Annotated in this window: 25 protein-coding genes and 1 other annotated feature; of the genes, 23 read left to right on the top strand and 2 right to left on the bottom strand. The window is 32.7% G+C overall.

Annotation, left to right across the window (positions count from 1 at the left end):
• Window positions 1-247: 247 nt before the first annotated feature.
• On the bottom strand, window positions 248-1,618 hold the full coding sequence (pdxR, locus tag CD116_RS12465) for a MocR-like pyridoxine biosynthesis transcription factor PdxR (RefSeq protein ID WP_047532323.1): 1,371 nt from the start codon (window positions 1,616-1,618) through the stop codon (window positions 248-250).
• 101 nt (window positions 1,619-1,719) lie between these two features.
• Between pdxR and pdxS the strand changes: the two genes are divergently transcribed.
• Complete coding sequence (pdxS, locus tag CD116_RS12460; protein ID WP_047532324.1) at window positions 1,720-2,607, top strand: pyridoxal 5'-phosphate synthase lyase subunit PdxS; 888 nt, start codon at window positions 1,720-1,722, stop codon at window positions 2,605-2,607.
• Between the two features lie 3 nt (window positions 2,608-2,610).
• Window positions 2,611-3,171, top strand: a complete 561-nt coding sequence (gene pdxT, locus CD116_RS12455; RefSeq protein ID WP_047449914.1) for a pyridoxal 5'-phosphate synthase glutaminase subunit PdxT — start codon at window positions 2,611-2,613, stop codon at window positions 3,169-3,171.
• Window positions 3,172-3,363: 192 nt separating this feature from the next.
• Here pdxT and CD116_RS12450 read toward each other — a convergent pair whose 3' ends face one another.
• Window positions 3,364-4,578, bottom strand: a complete 1,215-nt coding sequence (locus tag CD116_RS12450; protein ID WP_047550212.1) for a NupC/NupG family nucleoside CNT transporter — start codon at window positions 4,576-4,578, stop codon at window positions 3,364-3,366.
• Between the two features lie 159 nt (window positions 4,579-4,737).
• Between CD116_RS12450 and CD116_RS12445 the strand changes: the two genes are divergently transcribed.
• The 21 genes from CD116_RS12445 (at window position 4,738) to CD116_RS12335 (ending at window position 23,575) form a co-directional block, all read left to right on the top strand.
• Window positions 4,738-5,199 (top strand): CtsR family transcriptional regulator, encoded by a 462-nt coding sequence (locus tag CD116_RS12445; protein WP_000551760.1) that lies wholly within the window; start codon window positions 4,738-4,740, stop codon window positions 5,197-5,199.
• A gap of 18 nt (window positions 5,200-5,217) precedes the next feature.
• Window positions 5,218-5,784 (top strand): UvrB/UvrC motif-containing protein, encoded by a 567-nt coding sequence (locus CD116_RS12440; protein WP_047449911.1) that lies wholly within the window; start codon window positions 5,218-5,220, stop codon window positions 5,782-5,784.
• The gene (locus CD116_RS12435; RefSeq protein WP_047428353.1) at window positions 5,774-6,781 is read left to right on the top strand and encodes a protein arginine kinase; all 1,008 of its coding nucleotides are present in this window, start codon (window positions 5,774-5,776) and stop codon (window positions 6,779-6,781) included. The genes CD116_RS12440 and CD116_RS12435 overlap by 11 nt, the downstream gene beginning before the upstream one ends.
• A gap of 13 nt (window positions 6,782-6,794) precedes the next feature.
• Window positions 6,795-9,251 carry an ATP-dependent Clp protease ATP-binding subunit gene (locus CD116_RS12430; protein WP_047550209.1) on the top strand — a complete coding sequence of 819 codons (2,457 nt, stop codon included), beginning with the start codon at window positions 6,795-6,797 and terminating at the stop codon, window positions 9,249-9,251.
• Window positions 9,252-9,728: 477 nt separating this feature from the next.
• Complete coding sequence (gene radA, locus CD116_RS12425; protein ID WP_047428255.1) at window positions 9,729-11,093, top strand: DNA repair protein RadA; 1,365 nt, start codon at window positions 9,729-9,731, stop codon at window positions 11,091-11,093.
• Window positions 11,094-11,117: 24 nt separating this feature from the next.
• Window positions 11,118-12,191 carry a PIN/TRAM domain-containing protein gene (locus CD116_RS12420; RefSeq protein WP_047550206.1) on the top strand — a complete coding sequence of 358 codons (1,074 nt, stop codon included), beginning with the start codon at window positions 11,118-11,120 and terminating at the stop codon, window positions 12,189-12,191.
• A gap of 487 nt (window positions 12,192-12,678) precedes the next feature.
• Window positions 12,679-14,133 (top strand): glutamate--tRNA ligase, encoded by a 1,455-nt coding sequence (gltX, locus tag CD116_RS12415; protein WP_047550204.1) that lies wholly within the window; start codon window positions 12,679-12,681, stop codon window positions 14,131-14,133.
• A 412-nt stretch (window positions 14,134-14,545) separates the two neighbouring features.
• Window positions 14,546-15,193, top strand: a complete 648-nt coding sequence (gene cysE / locus CD116_RS12405; RefSeq protein ID WP_072291959.1) for a serine O-acetyltransferase — start codon at window positions 14,546-14,548, stop codon at window positions 15,191-15,193.
• A complete protein-coding gene (gene cysS, locus CD116_RS12400; RefSeq protein ID WP_047550195.1) occupies window positions 15,177-16,577 on the top strand; it encodes a cysteine--tRNA ligase in 1,401 nt (466 codons plus the stop codon). Before cysE ends, cysS begins: the two co-directional genes overlap by 17 nt.
• A complete protein-coding gene (locus tag CD116_RS12395) occupies window positions 16,570-16,974 on the top strand; it encodes a Mini-ribonuclease 3 (RefSeq protein WP_047550189.1) in 405 nt (134 codons plus the stop codon). The genes cysS and CD116_RS12395 overlap by 8 nt, the downstream gene beginning before the upstream one ends.
• A gap of 7 nt (window positions 16,975-16,981) precedes the next feature.
• Entirely contained in the window at window positions 16,982-17,728 is a 747-nt protein-coding gene (gene rlmB / locus CD116_RS12390) for a 23S rRNA (guanosine(2251)-2'-O)-methyltransferase RlmB (protein WP_047550219.1), read from the top strand.
• A complete protein-coding gene (locus tag CD116_RS12385) occupies window positions 17,728-18,252 on the top strand; it encodes an NYN domain-containing protein (protein ID WP_047550186.1) in 525 nt (174 codons plus the stop codon). The genes rlmB and CD116_RS12385 overlap by 1 nt, the downstream gene beginning before the upstream one ends.
• Before the next feature lie 91 nt (window positions 18,253-18,343).
• The gene (locus CD116_RS12380; protein ID WP_398572883.1) at window positions 18,344-18,901 is read left to right on the top strand and encodes a sigma-70 family RNA polymerase sigma factor; all 558 of its coding nucleotides are present in this window, start codon (window positions 18,344-18,346) and stop codon (window positions 18,899-18,901) included.
• Between the two features lie 115 nt (window positions 18,902-19,016).
• Window positions 19,017-19,160, top strand: a complete 144-nt coding sequence (gene rpmG, locus CD116_RS12375) for a 50S ribosomal protein L33 (protein WP_014373786.1) — start codon at window positions 19,017-19,019, stop codon at window positions 19,158-19,160.
• A 55-nt stretch (window positions 19,161-19,215) separates the two neighbouring features.
• On the top strand, window positions 19,216-19,398 hold the full coding sequence (secE, locus tag CD116_RS12370; RefSeq protein ID WP_001074473.1) for a preprotein translocase subunit SecE: 183 nt from the start codon (window positions 19,216-19,218) through the stop codon (window positions 19,396-19,398).
• Between the two features lie 12 nt (window positions 19,399-19,410).
• Window positions 19,411-19,959 (top strand): transcription termination/antitermination protein NusG, encoded by a 549-nt coding sequence (gene nusG, locus CD116_RS12365; protein WP_047428277.1) that lies wholly within the window; start codon window positions 19,411-19,413, stop codon window positions 19,957-19,959.
• Between the two features lie 180 nt (window positions 19,960-20,139).
• A complete protein-coding gene (gene rplK / locus CD116_RS12360; RefSeq protein WP_001085792.1) occupies window positions 20,140-20,562 on the top strand; it encodes a 50S ribosomal protein L11 in 423 nt (140 codons plus the stop codon).
• A 207-nt stretch (window positions 20,563-20,769) separates the two neighbouring features.
• Entirely contained in the window at window positions 20,770-21,462 is a 693-nt protein-coding gene (gene rplA, locus CD116_RS12355) for a 50S ribosomal protein L1 (protein WP_001074619.1), read from the top strand.
• An 87-nt stretch (window positions 21,463-21,549) separates the two neighbouring features.
• Window positions 21,550-21,696, top strand: a sequence feature (ribosomal protein L10 leader region).
• A gap of 37 nt (window positions 21,697-21,733) precedes the next feature.
• Window positions 21,734-22,234 (top strand): 50S ribosomal protein L10, encoded by a 501-nt coding sequence (gene rplJ, locus CD116_RS12345; protein WP_047428285.1) that lies wholly within the window; start codon window positions 21,734-21,736, stop codon window positions 22,232-22,234.
• Window positions 22,235-22,275: 41 nt separating this feature from the next.
• Window positions 22,276-22,644 (top strand): 50S ribosomal protein L7/L12, encoded by a 369-nt coding sequence (gene rplL / locus CD116_RS12340; protein ID WP_001273586.1) that lies wholly within the window; start codon window positions 22,276-22,278, stop codon window positions 22,642-22,644.
• Between the two features lie 322 nt (window positions 22,645-22,966).
• Window positions 22,967-23,575: a class I SAM-dependent methyltransferase gene (locus CD116_RS12335; RefSeq protein WP_047532201.1), complete on the top strand. Its 609-nt coding sequence runs from the start codon at window positions 22,967-22,969 to the stop codon at window positions 23,573-23,575.
• The last annotated feature ends 16 nt before the right edge of the window (window positions 23,576-23,591 follow it).

Below are 23,591 nucleotides of genomic sequence, written 5' to 3'. Positions count from 1 at the left end.
TTTGTACATTCTTATACAATCATTTATGTACATTTTTATATTGACATTTACAACGAAGACATACAATATCAAGTATTATAAAAAAGTGAATAGCAGGAAGATAGTTTTTAATCATAAATCATCTTCCTACTGTTTTTTAGTTTTTATGTCTAATATATTTTAAATTGAAATACAAAAAGGCAATTAATTATTATACAATAGACAAGCTATTGCATAAGTAACACTAACTTTTGTCAAAGAAGTGTTACTATATAATTAATGATTTTATAAGTACATCGACATGTGATTTTAAGTCATCATCATCTATTCCACCAAATCCTAGGATAAATTTTGGTGATCTATTTTGTTTTAAATCATCATCAAAATCATAAGCTTGTAACTTTAAATTCATTGATTTTGCTCTATTAATGCATTCTTGTAATGATAAGCCATTCAATACCGTAATGGTAAAATGCATACCTGTTTCAGCACCTTGTATATCAATTTGATTTTCGTAAGGCTTTAATCTCTGTATAATATACGCAATTTTTCTTCGATATATTCTTCTCATTTTATTTAAATGTCTTTCGAAACTACCTGTAGACATAAATTTTGCAATAAGATTTTGAATATGAACGGGTACAGTATTACCTTCAATGTGATTTTGTAAATGATATTTTTCCAATAATGTAGTAGGCAATACCATATATGCTACACGACAACTTGGAAAAATTGACTTTGAGAATGTACTTATATAAATGACTTTATCTCTTGAATATAGTCCTTGAATTGATGGTATAGGCTTACCAAAATATCTAAATTCAGAATCATAATCATCTTCTATAATATAACGTTCTTCTTTTTCTTTAGCCCATTGAATTAATTGGATTCTCTTTTTTAAGTCCATTACATAACCTGTAGGAAATTGATGTGAAGGTGTAATATATACTAGATTTTTTTTGGATTTGATTACTTCATCTACGTTTATACCATTATGTTCTACCTTAATTTGATCATAAGTTACATTTTTTTTATCTAAAATGTGTTTAATAGGTGGATAGCTAGGTTTCTCAATAATAAATGTTGAACTTGAAAGTAAATCTACTAGCAAATTTACTAATTGTTCAGTTGAAGAACCTATGATAATTTGGTCAGGATTGCAAATAACACCACGATTATTGAATAAATAATGTGCAAGTTGAAACCTTAATTGAAATTCTCCTTGATTATGTCCTCTAAGTAACATATTTAAATAATCTTGATCATATAATTCTTTAGAATATTTTCTAAATAAATCTATTGGAAAATGCTTCGTGTCAATTTCATCTAAATTAAAGGCAAATTGATATGTTTCATTATCTCTTTGGGGTGTTAATATATCATCTAGCACTGGTGTAGCATGTGTATGTAAAATTGATAAAGATTCAATTTCTGACACATAATAGCCAGAACGTGGTTTTGAATATATATAGCCTTCATCTAATAGAAGTTGGTATGCATGCTCTACAGTAGTTTGACTGATTGATAAATGTTTACTCAATTGTCTTTTAGAATAAAATTTATCATCTTTTTTAAATTGACCTTCAATAATTTGTTTTTTTAATTTTTCGTAAAGCTGGTGATATAAAGTATTTTTCAATAAAAAACTGACCCCCTAAATTCATCTTATTTTGAACCTTTTTAAATATCAGTTTATATTTTACAATGAACTTAATCAAATTGAAAAGGGGTTATTTTATAATGAGTAAAATCTTAGGATCAGATAGAGTTAAAAGAGGTATGGCAGAAATGCAAAAAGGCGGCGTTATTATGGACGTTGTCAATGCTGAACAAGCAAGAATAGCGGAAGAAGCTGGTGCAGTAGCAGTAATGGCATTAGAACGTGTACCTTCGGATATCAGAGCAGCTGGTGGTGTTGCACGTATGGCAAACCCTAAAATTGTAGAAGAAGTTATGAATGCAGTTTCTATCCCAGTTATGGCAAAAGCACGTATTGGACATATTACGGAAGCAAGAGTCTTAGAAGCGATGGGTGTAGACTACATTGATGAATCAGAAGTTTTGACTCCTGCCGATGAAGAGTATCATTTAAGAAAAGATCAATTTACAGTACCATTTGTATGTGGTTGCCGTAATTTAGGTGAGGCAGCGCGTAGAATTGGTGAAGGTGCAGCTATGTTACGTACTAAAGGTGAACCTGGTACAGGTAATATTGTCGAAGCTGTAAGACATATGAGACAAGTAAATTCAGAAGTAAGTCGATTAACTGTTATGAACGATGATGAAATTATGACTTTTGCAAAAGATATCGGAGCTCCTTATGAAATTTTAAAGCAAATTAAAGACAATGGTCGTTTACCAGTTGTTAATTTTGCAGCAGGTGGTGTTGCGACACCTCAAGATGCAGCATTAATGATGGAACTAGGTGCCGATGGTGTATTCGTAGGATCAGGTATTTTCAAATCTGAAGATCCAGAAAAATTCGCAAAAGCAATTGTTCAAGCAACAACACATTATCAAGATTATGAATTAATTGGTAGATTAGCAAGTGAATTAGGTACTGCTATGAAAGGTCTAGATATAAACCAATTATCTTTAGAAGAACGTATGCAAGAGCGTGGTTGGTAAGATATGAAAATAGGTGTATTAGCATTACAAGGTGCAGTTCGTGAACATATTCGACATATTGAATTAAGTGGTCACGAAGGTGTGGCGGTAAAAAAAGTAGAACAATTACAAGATATAGATGGTTTGATATTGCCTGGTGGTGAATCAACTACATTACGTCGCTTAATGAATTTATATGGTTTTAAAAAGGCGTTACAAAATTCTTCATTGCCGATGTTTGGCACGTGTGCAGGTTTAATTGTACTTGCTCAAGATATTATCGGTGAAGAAGGATATCTTAATAAATTGAATATTACAGTTCAACGTAATTCATTTGGTAGACAAGTTGACAGTTTTGAAACAGAATTAGATATTAAAGGTATTGCTACTGATATTGAGGGTGTTTTTATAAGGGCACCTCATATTGAAAAAGTAGGGCAAGATGTTGATATCTTATGTAAAGTTAATGATAAAATTGTCGCTGTACAACAAGGCAAATATTTAGGTGTCTCATTCCATCCAGAATTAACTGATGATTATAGAGTAACTGCTTACTTTATTAATCAAATTGTAGGTAAAGAGTAGTTCTATATCAACTAGATAGGTTTTAAAATAACTATTAATTGAATTAATTATGCAATATAGACTCCCTTCAAAACTTATTTGGAGGGGGTTATTATGTTATTTTAAAATAGAAAGCATAATAATATCCCTTCAAAGTAATGACTTAAAAGAGTCTACTTTGAAGGGATAAGTAATTTAAAGTTGATTTAGTTATTAAATAAAGAATCCAGCAATTGCAGCTGAAATGAATGATACTAGTGTGGCACCGAATAATAGTTTTAATCCAAAACGGGCAACTGTATCACCTTTTTTATCATTAAGTGATTTAATAGCACCTGAAATAATGCCAATAGAACTAAAGTTTGCAAATGATACTAAGAATACTGAAGTAACACCTTTGGCATGTTCAGATAAATCACCAAGTTTTCCTAGTGCTTGCATAGCAACAAATTCATTTGATAATAATTTTGTAGCCATAACTGATCCAGCTTGTACAGCATCTTGCCATGGTACACCAACCAAGAATGCAAATGGTGCAAATACAAATCCAATTAATGTTTGGAAATCCCATGATATTGCGCCGCCAGATACAGTATTAAAGATATTACTTACAATACCATTTAATAATGCAATGATTGCAATATATCCAATTAACATTGCACCTACTATGACAGCTACTTTGAATCCATCTAAAATGTATTCGCCTAACATTTCAAAAAATGATTGTTGCTTTTCTTCAGTTTCTTCAACGAGTAATTTGTCATCTTCTTCATTAACTTTATATGGATTAATAATTGAAGCAATAATGAATCCACCAAATAAGTTTAAGACAACTGCAGTTACAACATATTTAGGTTCAATTAAGGTAAAGTATGCACCAATAATTGAAGCTGATACCGTTGACATTGCTGAAGCTGTTAATGTATAAAGACGTTGCTTAGGTATGTATGGCAATTGTTTTTTAATTGAAATAAATACTTCAGATTGTCCCAAAATGGCCGCCGCAACAGCATTATATGACTCCAAACGTCCCATACCATTAATTTTAGAAATCAAGAAACCTAAAACGTTAATGATTAAAGGTAAAATCTTTGTGTATTGTAAGATACCAATAATCGCTGAAATAAACACGATAGGTAATAATACACTGAAGAAGAATGGAGGTTGCTTAGGGTTGATATATTGAATTCCACCAAAAACAAAGTTAACACCGTCTGCTGCTTTTAATAATAAGTAATTAAAACCGTTTGATATACCACCTATAACTGTGATACCCATTGTAGTTTTAAGTAAAATAAAGGCAAAGACAAGTTGAATAGCAAGCAAAATTCCTACATATTGCCAGCGTATATTTTTCTTATCTGAGCTAAATAAAAACGCAAGTGCTAAAAAGAAGATAATTCCGATAATCCCAATTAGAATATGCATATATTTTTTCATTCCTTTAGTTTTTTCTACCATCTATCATACAATAAAATGGAAGGGCTAACATCATAAATTTTTGAAAATATAAAAACAAATTAATTGAAAAAGGTCAAAATAGGTCATATAATATAGTCAAAGAAGGTCAAAAAAGGGGTGATATTTATGCACAATATGTCGGACATCATAGAACAATACATCAAGCGATTATTTGAAGAGTCAAACGAAGATGTAGTTGAAATTCAAAGAGCGAACATTGCGCAGCGATTTGATTGCGTACCTTCACAATTGAACTATGTTATCAAAACTCGATTTACTAATGAACATGGTTATGAGATTGAAAGTAAACGTGGTGGCGGTGGATACATTCGCATCACTAAAATTGAAAACAAAGATGCAACAGGTTATATTAATCATTTGCTTCAGTTGATAGGACCTTCTATTTCTCAACAACAAGCCTACTATATTATTGATGGGCTTTTAGATAAATTACTAATAAATGAGCGAGAAGCTAAAATGATTCAAGCAGTTATTGATAGGGAAACACTTTCAATGGATATGGTTTCTAGAGACATTATTAGAGCAAATATTTTAAAACGATTGTTACCAGTTATAAACTATTACTAAATGAAATGAGGTGTTGAAGTGCTCTGTGAAAATTGTCAACTTAATGAAGCGGAATTAAAAATCAAAGTTACAAGTAAAAATAAGACAGAAGAAAAAATGGTGTGTCAAACTTGTGCAGAAGGTCATTATCCATGGAATCAAGCATATGAACAACCTGATTATCAAGAACATCAAGACGATATTGAAGAAGCATTCGTTGTTAAACAAATTTTACAACATTTGGCGACGAAGCATGGTATTAATTTTCAGGATGTGGCATTTAAAGAGGAAAAACGTTGTCCAACATGTGATATGACATTAAAAGATATCGCACATGTTGGTAAATTTGGTTGTGCTAACTGTTATGCAACATTTAAAGATGACATCATCGATATCGTCCGCAGAGTTCAAGGTGGACAATTTGAACACGTAGGGAAGACACCACATTCTTCACATAAAAAAATTGCATTAAAGAAAAAAATTGAAGAGAAAAATATATATTTAAAGCAACTTATAGAAGTTCAAGATTTTGAGCAAGCGGCTATTGTCAGAGATGAAATAAAGGCGCTAAAGTCTGAAGGTGAGGTGCAACATGATGACGCATAACATTCACGATAATATCAGCGAATGGATGAAAAACGATGAAGAAGCGCCGATTGTGATGTCTTCACGAATACGATTAGCACGCAATTTAGAAAATCATGTGCATCCGTTAATGTATGCTTCTGAAAATGATGGGTTTAGGGTAATTAATGAAGTACAAGATGCTTTACTACATTTTCAATTAATGCGACTAGATCAAATGGATCAGCAAAGTAAAATGAAGATGGTTGCTAAACATTTAATTAGTCCAGAATTAATAAAACAACCTGCAGCAGCAGTATTAGTAAATAATGATGAATCTTTAAGTGTAATGATAAACGAAGAAGATCATATTCGTATTCAAGCGATGGGTACTAATACGACATTGCAAGCTTTATATGATCAGGCTTCAGCAATTGATGATGAATTAGATCGTAACCTTGATATTAGTTATGATGAAAAACTTGGATATTTAACGACATGCCCCACAAATATAGGTACTGGGATGCGAGCTAGTGTGATGCTACATTTACCTGGTTTATCTATTATGAAAAGAATGACTCGAATAGCTCAAACAATTAATAGATTCGGATATACAATTAGAGGTATATATGGTGAGGGTTCACAAGTTTATGGACACACTTATCAAGTTTCTAATCAACTTACACTTGGAAAATCAGAACAAGAAATTATTGAAACATTAACTGAAGTTGTTAATCAAATTATTCATGAAGAAAAACAGATAAGACAAAAATTAGACACTTATAATCAATTAGAAACTCAAGACCGTGTTTTTCGCTCGCTAGGCATTTTACAAAATTGTAGAATGATAACTATGGAAGAGGCTTCTTATAGATTAAGCGAAGTTAAACTTGGTATAGATTTAGATTATATTAAATTACAAAACTTTAAGTTTAATGAATTAATGGTTGGTATACAATCACCATTTTTATTAGATGATGAAGATGACAAATTTGTGAAAGAAAAACGAGCAGATATACTAAGAGAACACATAAAGTAGGAGGTCATTATATATGTTATTTGGTAGATTAACTGAACGTGCGCAGCGAGTGTTAGCACATGCTCAAGAAGAAGCAATTCGTTTAAATCATTCAAATATAGGTACAGAACATTTACTGTTAGGTTTAATGAAAGAACCTGAAGGAATTGCTGCAAAAGTATTAGAAAGTTTTAACATTACTGAAGATAAAGTAGTAGAAGAAGTTGAAAAGTTAATTGGACATGGACAAGATCATGTTGGAACTTTGCATTATACACCTAGAGCTAAAAAAGTTATTGAATTATCTATGGATGAGGCTAGAAAGTTACATCATAATTTTGTCGGAACAGAACATATTTTATTAGGTTTAATCCGTGAAAATGAAGGAATTGCTGCAAGAGTATTTGCAAATCTTGATTTAAATATTACAAAAGCACGTGCACAAGTTGTAAAAGCTTTAGGAAATCCGGAAATGAGTAATAAAAATGCACAAGCAACTAAAGCCAATAACACGCCTACATTAGATAGTTTAGCGCGTGATTTAACTGTCATTGCTAAAGATGGCACATTAGATCCAGTTATTGGACGTGATAAAGAAATTACACGTGTTATCGAAGTGTTAAGTAGACGTACTAAAAACAATCCAGTACTTATTGGAGAACCAGGTGTTGGTAAAACTGCTATCGCTGAAGGATTAGCACAAGCAATTGTGAATAACGAAGTTCCTGAGACATTAAAAGATAAAAGAGTAATGTCATTAGATATGGGGACAGTTGTTGCAGGTACTAAATATCGTGGTGAGTTTGAAGAACGTTTGAAAAAAGTAATGGAAGAAATTCAACAAGCAGGTAATGTAATTCTATTTATTGATGAATTGCATACACTAGTTGGTGCTGGTGGTGCAGAAGGTGCAATAGATGCATCTAACATTCTAAAACCAGCATTAGCACGTGGCGAATTGCAATGTATTGGTGCTACAACTTTAGATGAATATCGTAAAAATATTGAAAAAGATGCAGCCTTAGAACGTCGATTCCAACCAGTACAAGTTGATGAACCTTCTGTTATTGATACAGTAGCTATTTTAAAAGGTTTAAGAGACCGATATGAAGCACATCACCGTATCAATATTTCAGATGAGGCTATCGAAGCGGCTGTTAAATTAAGTAATAGATATGTTTCTGATCGCTTCTTACCAGACAAAGCAATCGATTTAATTGATGAAGCAAGTTCTAAAGTTAGGCTTAAAAGTCATACGACTCCTAACAATTTGAAAGAAATTGAACAAGAAATTGAGAAAGTGAAAAATGAAAAAGATGCAGCAGTACATGCGCAAGAGTTTGAAAATGCTGCTAATTTACGTGATAAACAAACAAAACTTGAGAAACAATACGAAGAAGCTAAAAATGAATGGAAAAATACTCAAAATGGCATGTCAACGTCTCTATCAGAAGAAGATATTGCTGAAGTTATTGCTGGTTGGACAGGCATCCCATTAACTAAAATCAATGAAACAGAATCTGAAAAACTGCTTAGTCTTGAAGATACGTTACATGAAAGAGTTATCGGCCAAAAAGATGCTGTTAATTCTATTAGTAAGGCAGTAAGACGTGCTCGTGCAGGATTGAAAGATCCGAAACGTCCAATTGGTAGTTTTATTTTCCTTGGTCCAACTGGTGTCGGTAAAACAGAATTAGCTCGAGCATTAGCAGAATCAATGTTTGGCGATGATGATGCAATGATTCGTGTAGATATGAGTGAATTTATGGAAAAACACGCTGTGAGCCGTTTAGTTGGTGCGCCTCCAGGATATGTTGGACATGATGACGGTGGACAGTTAACTGAAAAAGTTAGACGTAAACCATATTCTGTAATCTTATTCGATGAAATTGAAAAAGCACATCCTGATGTATTTAATATTTTATTACAAGTTCTTGATGATGGGCATTTAACGGATACGAAAGGTCGTACAGTTGATTTTAGAAATACAATTATAATTATGACTTCAAATGTGGGTGCTCAAGAATTACAAGATCAACGCTTTGCAGGGTTCGGTGGATCAAGTGATGGACAAGATTATGAAACTATTCGTAAAACAATGTTGAAAGAATTGAAAAACTCATTCCGCCCAGAATTTTTAAACCGTGTTGATGATATTATTGTATTCCACAAATTAACAAAAGAAGAATTAAAAGAAATCGTTACAATGATGGTTAATAAATTAACTAATCGATTGTCAGAACAAAATATTAATATTATAGTTACAGATAAAGCAAAAGATAAAATCGCTGAAGAAGGCTATGATCCTGAATATGGTGCACGACCATTAATTAGAGCAATTCAAAAAACTATCGAGGATAATTTAAGTGAATTAATTTTAGATGGCAATAAAATCGAAGGTAAAAAAGTTACAGTGGACCATGATGGTGAAAAATTCAAATACGACATCGATGAAGAATCTTCTGAAACTATAGAAACTTCACAAGCATAACAATAAAGACGGTCTGAAACATTAATTTGTTTGGACTGTCTTTTTGTATGCATATTAATTAAATAACTATATTCATTAAGTTAAAATAGTATTTGAAGTTTGGATATACTATCGATGCTTGTTGACTGCTGTTTATATAAACCGAACTATGTTAAATAGTTGGAATTTACAGGTTATAAAAATATTGCTACTTGATGTAATATTAAGACATATCAAATTAAAATTATTTTCTACAATATTGTGACAAGTTGAGTTGGATTAATTTAATAAGAAAGTATTAAGATTTTAGTTTAGAAAGTCAACTTCTATCAATATTATACAAGTTTATTTTATAATATTCGTAAAAAATAAATCTAATAAAACAGTTTGCCTTAGTACTCATGTTAAAATACAAACAAATGTAACTCACATTTAATTTGTCATAATGAGGTTGTGCGTTTAAAATAGATTTGTTCAAAGGAAAGTGGAGGTGCAATTTTGGCCAAGAAAAAAGTGATTTTTGAATGTATGGCTTGTGGTTATCAATCTCCTAAATGGATGGGGAAATGTCCCAATTGTGGTGCTTGGAATCAAATGGAGGAAATTGTTGAAAAAGCTGCCAATCCAAAGCATGGAGTAAAAACGAAAGAATTAGCTGGTAAAGTACAAAAATTAAATAGCATTAAACATGAAACGACACCTAGAGTGTTGACAGATTCTGCAGAATTCAATCGTGTATTAGGTGGCGGTATTGTTAGCGGATCACTTGTTCTGATAGGTGGAGATCCAGGTATTGGTAAGTCAACATTGCTTTTACAAATTTGTGCTTCTTTATCACAAAAGAAAAAAGTGTTATATATTACTGGAGAAGAATCTCTTAATCAAACGAAACTTCGAGCAGAGCGTTTAGATGAAGACTCTAGTGAATTGCAAGTATTAGCAGAAACAGATTTAGAAGTTATATATCAAACAGTTAAAGAAGAACAACCAGACCTGTTAGTAGTTGATTCTATTCAAACGATTTATCACCCTGAAATTAGTTCGGCACCGGGTTCTGTTTCACAAGTTCGTGAAAGTACACAAAGTTTAATGAACATTGCAAAACAAATGAATATTGCAACTTTTATTGTTGGACATGTAACGAAAGAAGGTCAAATTGCAGGTCCTAGGTTATTGGAACATATGGTAGATACAGTGCTTTATTTTGAAGGTGATGAACATCATGCATATCGAATTTTACGTGCTGTTAAAAATCGTTTTGGTTCTACCAATGAAATGGGTATTTTTGAAATGAAACAAAGCGGGTTAAAGGGTGTTAATAATCCGTCTGAAATGTTTTTAGAAGAACGTTCTACAAATGTACCTGGGTCTACAATTGTTGCAACAATGGAAGGCACAAGACCACTTTTAATAGAAGTACAAGCGCTTGTAACACCGACAACATTTAATAATCCAAGAAGAATGGCAACGGGAATTGATCATAATCGACTAAGTTTACTGATGGCTGTTTTAGAAAAGAAAGAAAATTATCTATTGCAGCAACAAGATGCTTATATCAAAGTCGCAGGTGGAGTGAAATTGACAGAGCCAGCTGTTGATTTAAGTGTAATCGTGGCTACCGCATCAAGCTTTAAAGATAAAGCAGTTGATGGTTTAGATTGTTACATTGGAGAAGTTGGTTTAACGGGAGAGGTACGTCGTGTATCTCGTATAGAACAACGCGTACAAGAAGCTGCAAAGTTAGGCTTCAAACGTGCAATTATTCCTAAAAATAATATTGGCGGATGGACATATCCAGAAGGGATTCAAGTAATTGGCGTAACTTCTGTACATGAAGCACTATCATTCGCTCTTCATTCATAAAACATCTAGAAAGGAGGACATTGTGTGAATATCGTTAAACTAATTGTTATTATTATTTACTTAATTATTGGAAGTGCATTAGGAATCATTATTATTCCCGAAATTGCCAATGACCTTGGTTTGCAAGACTCAAATTTATTAAAAAATCATTATGTTGACGGCATAATTGGAAGCATTTTTATTTTCTTAGTCTTGGGTATATTTATTAGACGATTTGCAAATGCTATAAGAGGATTAGAACATTTTATAATGCGTAGAAGCGCTGTCGAAATATTATTTGCTACAATAGGATTAATCATTGGATTACTTATATCTGTCATGGTTTCATTTATTTTAGAATCAATTGGTAATTCCATTTTCAATCATTTCATTCCAGTTATAATTACAATATTATTATGCTATTTTGGTTTTCAATTCGGACTTAAAAAACGAGATGAAATGCTAATGTTTTTACCTGAAAATATCGCACGCTCTATGTCTCAACACACTAAAAGTGCAACACCAAAAATTATCGACACAAGTGCAATTATAGACGGGCGAATTTTAGAAGTTATTCGTTGCGGCTTTATCGATGGCAATATATTAATTCCACAAGGTGTGATTAATGAATTGCAAATAGTTGCAGATTCGAACGATAGTGTAAAACGTGAAAAAGGTAAACGAGGGTTGGACATTTTGAATGAATTGTATGATTTAGATTATCCAACAAAAGTTATACATCCAACTAAATCACATAGTGATATCGATACGATGTTATTAAAATTGGCCAAACAATATCATGCAAGCATTATTACAACAGATTTTAATTTGAATAAAGTTTGTCATGTACATGGCATAAAAGCATTAAATGTTAATGATTTATCAGAAGCAATTAAACCAAATGTTCATCAAGGAGATCAGCTACATATTTTATTAACAAAGATGGGCAAAGAACCTGGTCAAGCTGTTGGATATTTGGATGATGGAACGATGGTCGTTGTTGATAATGCTAAGAATTTAATTGGAAGTCACGTTCATTTAGAAGTAGTAAGTCTTTTGCAAACATCGTCAGGAAGAATTGTCTTTGCTAAAAAATTAGATGATACAGTCTCTTTATAATAAAGGGTGCTGCCAAATGTATAAATAACCTTAAAGCAAATGAATTATCAAATTTTATAAATAGTGCTAAAATATCACTGAAAACATTCATTTGGTGATTTGTATGTTTAAAAAATATCAAAGTTATTCTTATAGAAATTAAGACATTGAATAGCAGAATCAATGATGACATGATTTAACAGTTGAGTCTTAAATTGATTATGCAGTACAATATACATTTTAGATAATTAAAATGTACAAGTTCAGCAGTCTTGTTTCTTAAGAATAGCTTTTTTAAAGTGTTGAAAAACAACATTAATCTATTTAAAATTTAAGCATATTACCTAGGAAATTATGTTATGATATAACAATAAAATTATTTTAAAAGTCGTGTTAAAAAGCGTGGTTTCAAATTTTAGCAATAAGACTATAAGAACATTTGTTAAAACGGTCGAAGCTAACAAATGAACAAATTAAATGCATGATAATGAATATAGGAGTGAATATAATGAGCGACCGCATAAGAGTAAGATATGCACCAAGTCCAACTGGATACCTTCATATTGGTAACGCAAGAACTGCGTTATTTAATTACTTGTTTGCAAAACATTACAATGGAGATTTCGTCATCCGTATTGAAGATACGGATAAAAAACGTAACCTTGAAGATGGTGAAGCATCACAATTTGATAATTTAAAATGGTTGGGTTTAGATTGGGATGAGTCGGTAGATAAAGATAAAGGATTCGGACCATACCGTCAATCTGAGCGTCAACATATCTATCAACCACTAATAGATCAATTATTGGCGGAAGACAAAGCTTATAAATGCTATATGACTGAAGAGGAGTTGGAAGCTGAACGTGAAGCTCAAATTGCACGTGGTGAAATGCCTCGCTATGGTGGTCAACATGCGCATTTGACTGAAGAACAACGTCAACAATTTGAAGCTGAAGGACGTCAGCCAGCTATACGCTTCCGAGTACCTCAAAATCAAACATACACATTTGATGATATGGTAAAAGGAAATATCTCATTTGATTCAAACGGTATTGGAGACTGGGTAATCGTTAAAAAAGATGGTATTCCAACATATAACTTTGCAGTAGCTATTGATGATCACTACATGGAAATTTCAGATGTTATTCGCGGTGATGATCATATTTCAAATACGCCTAAACAAATCATGATTTATGAAGCGTTTGGCTGGGAACCACCCCGTTTTGGTCATATGTCACTGATTGTAAATGAAGAACGTAAAAAGTTAAGTAAGCGTGATGGACAAATCTTACAATTTATTGAGCAATATCGTGATTTAGGCTACTTACCAGAAGCATTGTTCAATTTTATTGCGTTATTAGGATGGTCTCCTGAAGGTGAAGAAGAAATCTTTTCAAAAGATGAATTTATCAAAATATTTGATGAAAAGCGTTTATCAAAATCACCGGCATTTTTCGATAAGCAAAAATTAGCTTGGGTTAATAACCAATATATGAAGCAAAAAGATACTGAAACAGTATTCCAATTAGCATTACCACATTTAGTTAAAGCGAATTTAATACCTGAGAATCCGTCGGAAGAAGATTTGGAATGGGGACGTAAACTTATTGGACTTTATCAAAAAGAAATGAGTTATGCAGGTGAAATCGTTCCTTTATCAGAAATGTTCTTTAAAGAGATGCCAGCCTTAGGTGAAGAAGAGCAGCAAGTGATTGATGGTGAACAAGTACCAGAATTAATGACTCATTTATATAGTAAACTAGAAGCACTTGAACCATTTGAGGCAACAGAAATTAAAAAGACAATTAAAGAAGTACAAAAAGAAACAGGTATTAAAGGTAAACAACTATTTATGCCAATTCGAGTTGCTGTAACAGGTCAAATGCATGGACCTGAATTACCAAATACTATTGAAGTCCTTGGTAAAGATAAAGTGTTAAGTCGCCTAAAACAGTACATTTAATGATTAACTTAAATTATTGAAGTATATACTTGAATTTTAAGACGTAAGCGCCTATGATAAAGTTGTATTATTAAATTAAAATATAACGAATTAAAATTTATAAAGTCGAAGGATTAGTAATTAAATTTATACGATTCAGAGAGTGTACGGTTGCTGTAAGTACAACGTAAAAATTAATGAATGCACCTTCGTATACTTAATTAAATATATAATGAGAGTAGTAGGGATTAAAAAGAGGTCGTTTGTAAACATTACAACAATGATAACCTTTTTAGATACTCTATACTGAATTCAGAGTGGAACCGTGCGGAAGCGCCTCTAACATTACAAATTAAATGTTAGTGGTGCTTTTTTACATTAAATTAAGGGTACTTTAGTTATATATTTATGTAGTTCAATCGTTGAGGAGGAAATGATCTTGTTAAAAAGAATGAGAGACGACATAAAAATGGTATTTGAGCAGGATCCAGCGGCACGTTCAACATTAGAAATCATTACAACATATGCCGGGTTACATGCAGTATGGAGTCATTTGATTGCACATAAATTATACAATCAAAAAAAATATGTTGCAGCACGTGCAATATCTCAAATTTCAAGATTTTTTACAGGTATAGAAATTCATCCAGGTGCTAAAATTGGTAAGCGTCTATTTATTGATCACGGTATGGGCGTAGTAATTGGTGAAACGTGCACAATCGGTGATAATGTGACAATTTATCAAGGCGTTACACTTGGTGGTACAGGGAAAGAAAAAGGAAAAAGACATCCGGATATCGGAGATAACGTTTTAATCGCAGCAGGTGCTAAAGTTTTAGGTAATATAAAAATAAATTCAAATGTAAATATTGGTGCAAATTCAGTTGTTTTACAATCGGTACCAAGTTATTCAACAGTCGTTGGCATACCTGGACATATTGTTAAGCAAGATGGTGTCAGAGTTGGCAAAACATTCGACCACCGTAACTTACCAGATCCAATTTATGAACAAATTAAGCATTTAGAACGACAACTTGAAAAGACTAGGAATGGAGAGATTCAAGATGATTACATTATATAATACACTTACACGTCAAAAGGAAGTGTTCAAGCCAATAGAACCAGGGAAAGTAAAAATGTATGTATGTGGTCCAACCGTATATAACTATATTCACATAGGGAATGCGAGACCAGCTATTAACTATGACGTAGTAAGACGCTATTTTGAATATCAAGGTTACGATGTAGAATATGTATCTAACTTTACTGATGTAGACGATAAATTAATTAAACGTTCTCAAGAATTAAACCAATCAGTTCCAGAAATAGCGGAAAAATATATTGCCGCATTTCACGAGGATGTTGGTGCTTTAAATGTAAAGAAGGCAACATCAAATCCACGCGTAATGGATCACATGGACGATATTATTAAGTTTATTAAAGAACTAGTTGATCAAAGGTATGCATATGAAAGCGGTGGCGATGTTTACTTTAGAACACGTAAGTTTGAAGGGTATGGCAAATTAAGTCATCAATCAATTGATGATTTAAAAGTTGGTGCGCGTATAGATGCAGGTGAGTATAAAGAAGATGCATTAGATTTTACATTATGGAAAAAAGCGAAGCCAGGGGAAATAAGCTGGGATAGCCCATTCGGTGAAGGTCGCCCAGGGTGGCACATTGAATGTTCAGTTATGGCATTTCATGAATTAGGTGCAACGATAGATATTCATGCAGGTGGTTCGGATTTACAGTTTCCCCATCATGAAAATGAAATTGCACAATCTGAAGCACACAATCATGCACCATTTGCTAATTATTGGATGCATAATGGTTTTATAAATATTGATAATGAAAAAATGAGTAAATCATTAGGTAACTTTATTTTAGTACACGACATTATTAAAGAAGTAGATCCAGACGTACTAAGATTCTTTATGATAAGTGTACATTATAGAAGTCCAATTAATTACAATTTAGAATTAGTAGAATCAGCTCGTAGCGGACTTGAGCGCATTCGAAATAGTTATCAGTTAATCGAAGAGCGTGCCGAAATTGCTACTAATATTGAAAATCAACAATCATATATTGAACAAATTGATACAATTTTAAATCGTTTTGAAACAGTTATGAATGATGATTTTAATACAGCTAATGCAATTACAGCATGGTACGATTTAGCAAAATTAGCTAATAAATATGTACTTGAGAATACGACTTCCACAGCAGTCATCGATAAATTCAAAGAGGTTTATCAAATTTTTAGTGATGTGTTAGGTGTACCTTTAAAATCTAAGAATGCAGATGAATTATTAGATGAAGATGTTGAAAAATTAATCGAAGAACGTAATGAAGCTAGAAGAAACAAAGATTTTGCAAGAGCTGATGAGATTAGAGACATGTTGAAAGAGCAAAATATTATTTTAGAAGACACACCTCAAGGGGTTAGATTTAAACGTGGATAACCAACAAGATTATCAAATAAAGTTATTAAATCCATTAACTTTAGCATATATGGGTGACGCAGTTTTAGATCAATATGTACGTAATTATATTGTTATGAAACTTAAAAGTAAGCCAAATAAATTACATCAAATGTCAAAAAAATATGTATCTGCAAAAAGCCAAGCTCAAACGCTAGAATATCTAATTGAATATGAATGGTTTACTGAAGAAGAAATGGCAATTTTGAAGCGAGGACGTAATGCAAAAAGTCATACTAAAGCAAAAAATACCGATGTTCAAACTTATCGTAAAAGTTCTGCATTGGAAGCTGTTATCGGCTTCCTTTATTTGGATAAGAGAGAAGAACGATTAGAGGTATTATTAAATAAAATTATAACCATAGTTAATGAAAGGTAGTGGCGACATGGAAGATACAGTTATTGTTGGTAGGCATGCTGTCAGAGAAGCAATTATTACTGGGCATCCTATAAATAAAATATTGATTCAAGAAGGTATAAAGAAACAACAAATCAATGAAATTTTAAAAAATGCAAAAGATCAAAAAATCATTGTTCAAACAGTACCAAAATCTAAATTAGATTTTTTAGCAAATGCGCCTCATCAAGGTGTAGCAGCGCTCATTGCACCATATGAATATACAGATTTCGGACAATTTTTAAAACAGCAAAAAGAGAAAGGTGCTTTATCGACAGTACTTATATTAGATGGATTAGAAGATCCGCACAATTTAGGATCAATTTTAAGGACTGCAGATGCAACGGGTGTTGATGGTGTGATTATTCCTAAACGACGATCAGTTACTTTAACGCAAACTGTTGCTAAAGCATCAACTGGCGCGATAGAACATATTCCTGTAATACGGGTAACAAATTTAGCTAAGACAATTGATGAACTTAAAGAAAATGGTTTTTGGGTAGCAGGTACAGAAGCAAATAATGCTACGGACTATAGAAATCTTGAAGCGGATATGTCATTAGCAATTGTCATTGGAAGCGAAGGGCAAGGCTTGAGTCGCTTAGTAAGTGATAAATGCGACTTCTACATTAAAATACCAATGGTAGGACATGTAAACAGCTTGAACGCATCAGTTGCAGCCAGTTTAATGATGTACGAAGTATTTCGTAAAAGACATGACGTTGGAGAATTATAATGAAGGAACGTTACTTAATCATTGATGGGTACAATATGATTGGTCAATCACCAACGTTGAGCGCCATAGCGAAAGAAAATTTGGAAGAAGCACGGTTACAATTAATTGATGCAATTGCAAACTATAATGCAGTTATTTCAGATGAAATTATTTGTGTTTTCGATGCTTATGAGCAATCTGGTATTGAGAGAGAATATATGTACCATGGTGTTAAAACGATTTTTACAAAAGAGAAAGAGACTGCAGATAGTTTTATTGAACGATATGTATATGAACTCTACGACAAGCATACAAAACATATTACAGTAGTTACTAGTGATATGAGTGAGCAACATGCAATTTTTGGATCAGGGGCATATCGGATTTCTTCAAGAGAAATGTGGAGAGATTTGAAAGAAAATGAAATTGACGTAAGTAAATCGTTAGATGATATTAGTGAAAATAAACCAAGAACTAGAATTCCGCTTTCTTCTGAGACACTTGCAGAATTCGAAAAAATTAGACGAGGACATCATAAAAAGTAAGCTTATTGCCACCTTGAAAATCTAAATGTAACAGTATTAAACTAACCATAATCTTAGGTAGAAGGGGTTAGTTTAATTTTTGGAAAGATATATATCACCGCACAATAATGTTAAAAAAGTCAGCAATATAGTTGACGAGAATGAATTTGAAAAGTTAATAACGGATTTGAAACCATTAATTGTTCGACGTATGAAAAGGTTTGGCTTTAAATTTCATGATTTGGAAGACTTATATCAAGAGATACTTATAAAGATATATAGGGCAACTAAAACATTTGATTTTAATGGGGAACAACCATTTGTTAATTATGTTCAATGTTTAATCACTTCTGTTAAATACGATTATTTAAGGAAGTGTTTAGCATCTTCTAAAAGAATGGATAATTTAGTAAATGAATATAAAGTTATATATCCATGTGCATTAAAGCATCATGACATTGAAAGAAACTATTTAAATAAACTAACTGTCACAGAGTTAATTTGTCAGTTTAAACGTTTAAGTGCATTTGAAAAGGAAGTAATGTATTTTATATGTGAACAATATAAGCCAAGAGAGATTGCTCGATTGATGAATGTTAAAGAAAAAACTATTTATAATGCAATTCAACGTTGTAAAAGTAAAATAAGACAGCATTTTAAAATGAATTAAGATTCAGTACAGTAAAAGGGTTAAATGAGCACGTGATACTTCTTGGATAGTTTGACATTTGTTATAAATTTTATGTATAGTATACTGGTATTATAATGAATAAAGGTGAAGTATTGTGAGGAAAATACCTTTAAATTGTGAGGTTTGTGGCAATAGAAATTACAATGTTCCAAAGCAAGAAGGCTCGGCAACAAGATTAACTTTAAAGAAATATTGTCCAAAATGTAACGCGCACACAATTCATAAAGAATCGAAATAAATACATTCAAAATAATACTTTGAAAATATGTTCAAAGGATTTGGAGGTTGAACAGATGGCTAAAAAAGAAAGTTTCTTTAAAGGCGTTAAGTCTGAAATGGAAAAAACAAGTTGGCCGACGAAAGAAGAGCTATTTAAATATACTGTAATTGTAGTCTCTACTGTTATATTCTTCTTAGTCTTTTTCTATGCCTTAGATTTAGGAATTACAGCATTGAAAAATTTATTATTTGGTTAGAGGAGTGAAGACATGTCTGAAGAAGTTGGCGCAAAGCGTTGGTATGCAGTGCATACATATTCTGGATATGAAAACAAAGTTAAAAAGAATTTAGAAAAAAGAGTAGAATCTATGAATATGACTGAACAAATCTTTAGAGTAGTCATACCGGAAGAAGAAGAAACTCAAGTAAAAGATGGTAAAGCTAAAACAACTGTTAAGAAAACATTTCCTGGCTATGTTTTAGTGGAATTAATTATGACGGACGAATCTTGGTATGTAGTTAGAAATACGCCAGGTGTAACTGGATTTGTTGGATCTGCTGGTGCAGGATCAAAGCCCAATCCATTATTGCCGGATGAAGTCCGCTTTATCCTAAAACAAATGGGACTTAAAGAAAAAACAATCGATGTAGAACTAGAAATTGGTGAACAAGTCCGCATTAAATCTGGTCCATTTGCAAATCAAGTTGGTGAAGTTCAAGAAATTGAAACAGATAAGTTTAAGTTAACTGTTTTAGTAGATATGTTTGGACGTGAAACACCAGTTGAAGTTGAATTTGACCAAATTGAAAAGCTTTAATTTTATATTAAAGCAATTAAACTAACCAAAAGATAAAAAAGAGTATTGATTTTTTAATTAGAAAAGTGTTAAAATTATGTGGTCGCGCTTTTAGAGCGCCCATTTCGTCACGAAATGTTAAGAGTGGGAGGGCAAAACTGAGCCCTGTGACCACATCACGATATCAAGGAGGTGCACATCGTGGCTAAAAAAGTAGATAAAGTTGTTAAATTACAAATTCCTGCAGGTAAAGCGAATCCAGCACCACCAGTTGGTCCAGCATTAGGTCAAGCAGGTGTGAATATCATGGGATTCTGTAAAGAGTTCAATGCACGTACTCAAGATCAAGCAGGTTTAATTATTCCGGTAGAAATCAGTGTTTATGAAGATCGTTCATTTACATTCATTACAAAAACTCCACCGGCTCCAGTATTACTTAAAAAAGCAGCTGGTATTGAAAAAGGTTCTGGTGAACCAAACAAAACTAAAGTTGCTACAGTAACTAAAGATCAAGTACGCGAAATTGCTAACAGCAAAATGCAAGACTTAAACGCTGCAGACGAAGAAGCGGCTATGCGTATTATCGAAGGTACTGCACGTAGTATGGGTATCGTTGTAGAATAATAATTCGAATATTAAATTTGATTAAAAGATTTAAACGATGAAGCAGATAACAGAGATAATAATGATGAATTATAAATATAATCTGTATGACTAGATTAATGATTGATTTATTCATAAGATTAGTTCTTCTGTTGTCTGCTCTTAACTTGCATCAAGCAAGTAATGTGGGAGGAAATTCCGCTAAAACCACTAAAGGAGGAACTATAAATGGCTAAAAAAGGTAAAAAGTATCAAGAAGCAGCTAGTAAAGTTGATCGTACTCAGCACTACAGTGTTGAAGAAGCAATTAAATTAGCTAAAGAAACAAGTATTGCTAACTTTGACGCTTCAGTTGAAGTTGCATTCCGTTTAGGAATTGATACACGTAAAAATGACCAACAAATCCGTGGCGCAGTAGTATTACCAAACGGAACTGGTAAATCACAAAGTGTATTAGTATTCGCTAAAGGCGATAAAATTGCTGAAGCTGAGGCAGCAGGTGCTGACTATGTAGGTGAAGCAGAATACGTTCAAAAAATCCAACAAGGTTGGTTTGACTTCGATGTAGTAGTTGCTACACCAGACATGATGGGTGAAGTTGGTAAATTAGGTCGTGTATTAGGACCTAAAGGTTTAATGCCAAACCCTAAGACTGGAACTGTAACAATGGATGTTAAAAAAGCTGTTGAAGAAATCAAAGCTGGTAAAGTAGAATACCGTGCTGAAAAAGCTGGTATCGTACACGCATCTATCGGTAAAGTTTCATTCACTGATGAACAATTAATCGAAAACTTCAATACTTTACAAGATGTATTAGCTAAAGCTAAACCATCATCTGCTAAAGGTACTTACTTCAAATCTGTTGCTGTAACTACAACAATGGGTCCTGGAGTTAAAATTGATACTGCAAGTTTTAAATAATAAATGAGATAAATGATTACAGGCTGAAAGAATTTACTTTCAGTCTGTAAAAATATATTGACAATGAGTGGTTTACAAGTTATATTACTTATTGTGATTATTTTACCTAAGACAGTAGGAGTTATTTATAACTTAAAATTTATCCTACCGAGGCTAAAATTGACTTGAACGTGATGATTAATGATCTTTCAAGCACTTTTTGCCGTGGGTAGAAAGTGCTTTTTTTATTAATTTTAAAAAAAGCACCAAAAATTTAAATGGAGGTGTCTGAATGTCTGCTATCATTGAAGCTAAAAAACAATTAGTTGATGAAATTGCTGAGGTACTATCAAATTCAGTTTCAACAGTAATCGTTGACTATCGTGGGTTAACAGTAGCTGAAGTTACTGACTTACGTTCACAATTACGTGAAGCCGGTGTTGAGTATAAAGTATACAAAAACACTATGGTACGTCGTGCAGCTGAAAAAGCTGGTATCGAAGGCTTAGATGAATTCTTAACAGGTCCTACTGCTATTGCAACTTCTAATGAAGATGCTGTAGCTGCAGCGAAAGTAATTTCTGGATTTGCTAAAGATCATGAAGCATTAGAAATTAAATCAGGCGTTATGGAAGGCAATGTTATTACAGCAGAAGAAGTTAAAACTGTTGGTTCATTACCTTCACACGATGGTCTTGTATCTATGCTTTTATCAGTATTACAAGCTCCTGTACGCAACTTCGCTTATGCGGTTAAAGCTATTGGAGAACAAAAAGAAGAAAACGCTGAATAATTTTTAGCGTAAAAAACTTAAAATTAATGGAGGAATTATAAATGGCTAATCATGAACAAATCATTGAAGCGATTAAAGAAATGTCAGTATTAGAATTAAACGACTTAGTAAAAGCAATTGAAGAAGAATTTGGTGTAACTGCAGCTGCTCCAGTAGCAGTAGCAGGTGCAGCTGGTGGCGCTGACGCTGCAGCAGAAAAAACTGAATTTGACGTTGAGTTAACTTCAGCTGGTTCATCTAAAATCAAAGTTGTTAAAGCTGTAAAAGAAGCAACTGGTTTAGGATTAAAAGATGCTAAAGAATTAGTAGACGGAGCTCCTAAAGTAATCAAAGAAGCTTTACCTAAAGAAGAAGCTGAAAAACTTAAAGAACAATTAGAAGAAGTTGGAGCTACTGTAGAATTAAAATAATTCTAGTATCTTAAACTTAATAGTCAAAGTTTTATGGGAGTGGGACAGAAATGATATTTTCGCAAAATTTATTTCGTCGTCCCACCCCGGCAAGGTTGACTAGAATTGAAAAAAGCTTGTTACAAGCGCATTTTCGTTCAGTCAACTACTGCCAATATAACTTTTTAGAGCATAGAACATTGATTTATGTCTCAGGCTCATAATGAAATGATTCTTTGAGAAGTTAAAACCCCGTTATTTTGATAACGGGGTTTTATTCATGTAAACACATAATGTAATGTTATAATAATGACGAGTTACAAAATGAAGATGAGGTGGAATAGTGAGTCATTACTATGATGAAGATCCAAGTGTAAGTAGCGATGAACAACGAATCCAATATCAAGTGAATCAGCATCTTATCCATTTAATTACAGACAATGGCGTTTTTTCAAAAGATAGAGTGGATTACGGATCAGACGTTCTCATTAAAACTTTTTTAAAAGCACATCCTCCTGGACCAAGTAAAAGAATAGCTGATGTTGGATGTGGATATGGTCCTATAGGTTTGATGATTGCAAAAGTATCTCCACATCATACGATTACTATGCTTGATGTAAATCACAGAGCACTTACTTTAGTTGAAAAAAACAAAAAATTAAATGATGTCGACAATGTGATTGTAAAAGAAAGCAATGCTTTAACTGCAGTAGAAAATGAAAGTTTAGACTTTGTATTGACTAATCCACCTATAAGGGCAGGTAAAGAAACCGTACATCGTATTTTCGAACAAGCGTTTGATAAATTGGATGCAAAGGGAGAACTATTTGTTGTTATACAGAAAAAGCAAGGAATGCCATCTGCAAAGAAAAAAATGGAAGCACTTTTTGGAAATGTAGAGGTACTGAATAAAGATAAAGGATATTATATTCTAAGAAGCATAAAAGCTTGAAAAGAATCCGATATTC

Source organism: Staphylococcus schweitzeri (assembly GCF_002902405.1).
GTDB lineage: Bacteria > Bacillota > Bacilli > Staphylococcales > Staphylococcaceae > Staphylococcus > Staphylococcus schweitzeri.
The sequence above is the reverse complement of the archived record's forward strand: the minus strand, read 5'-3'. Positions and strand labels throughout refer to the sequence as shown.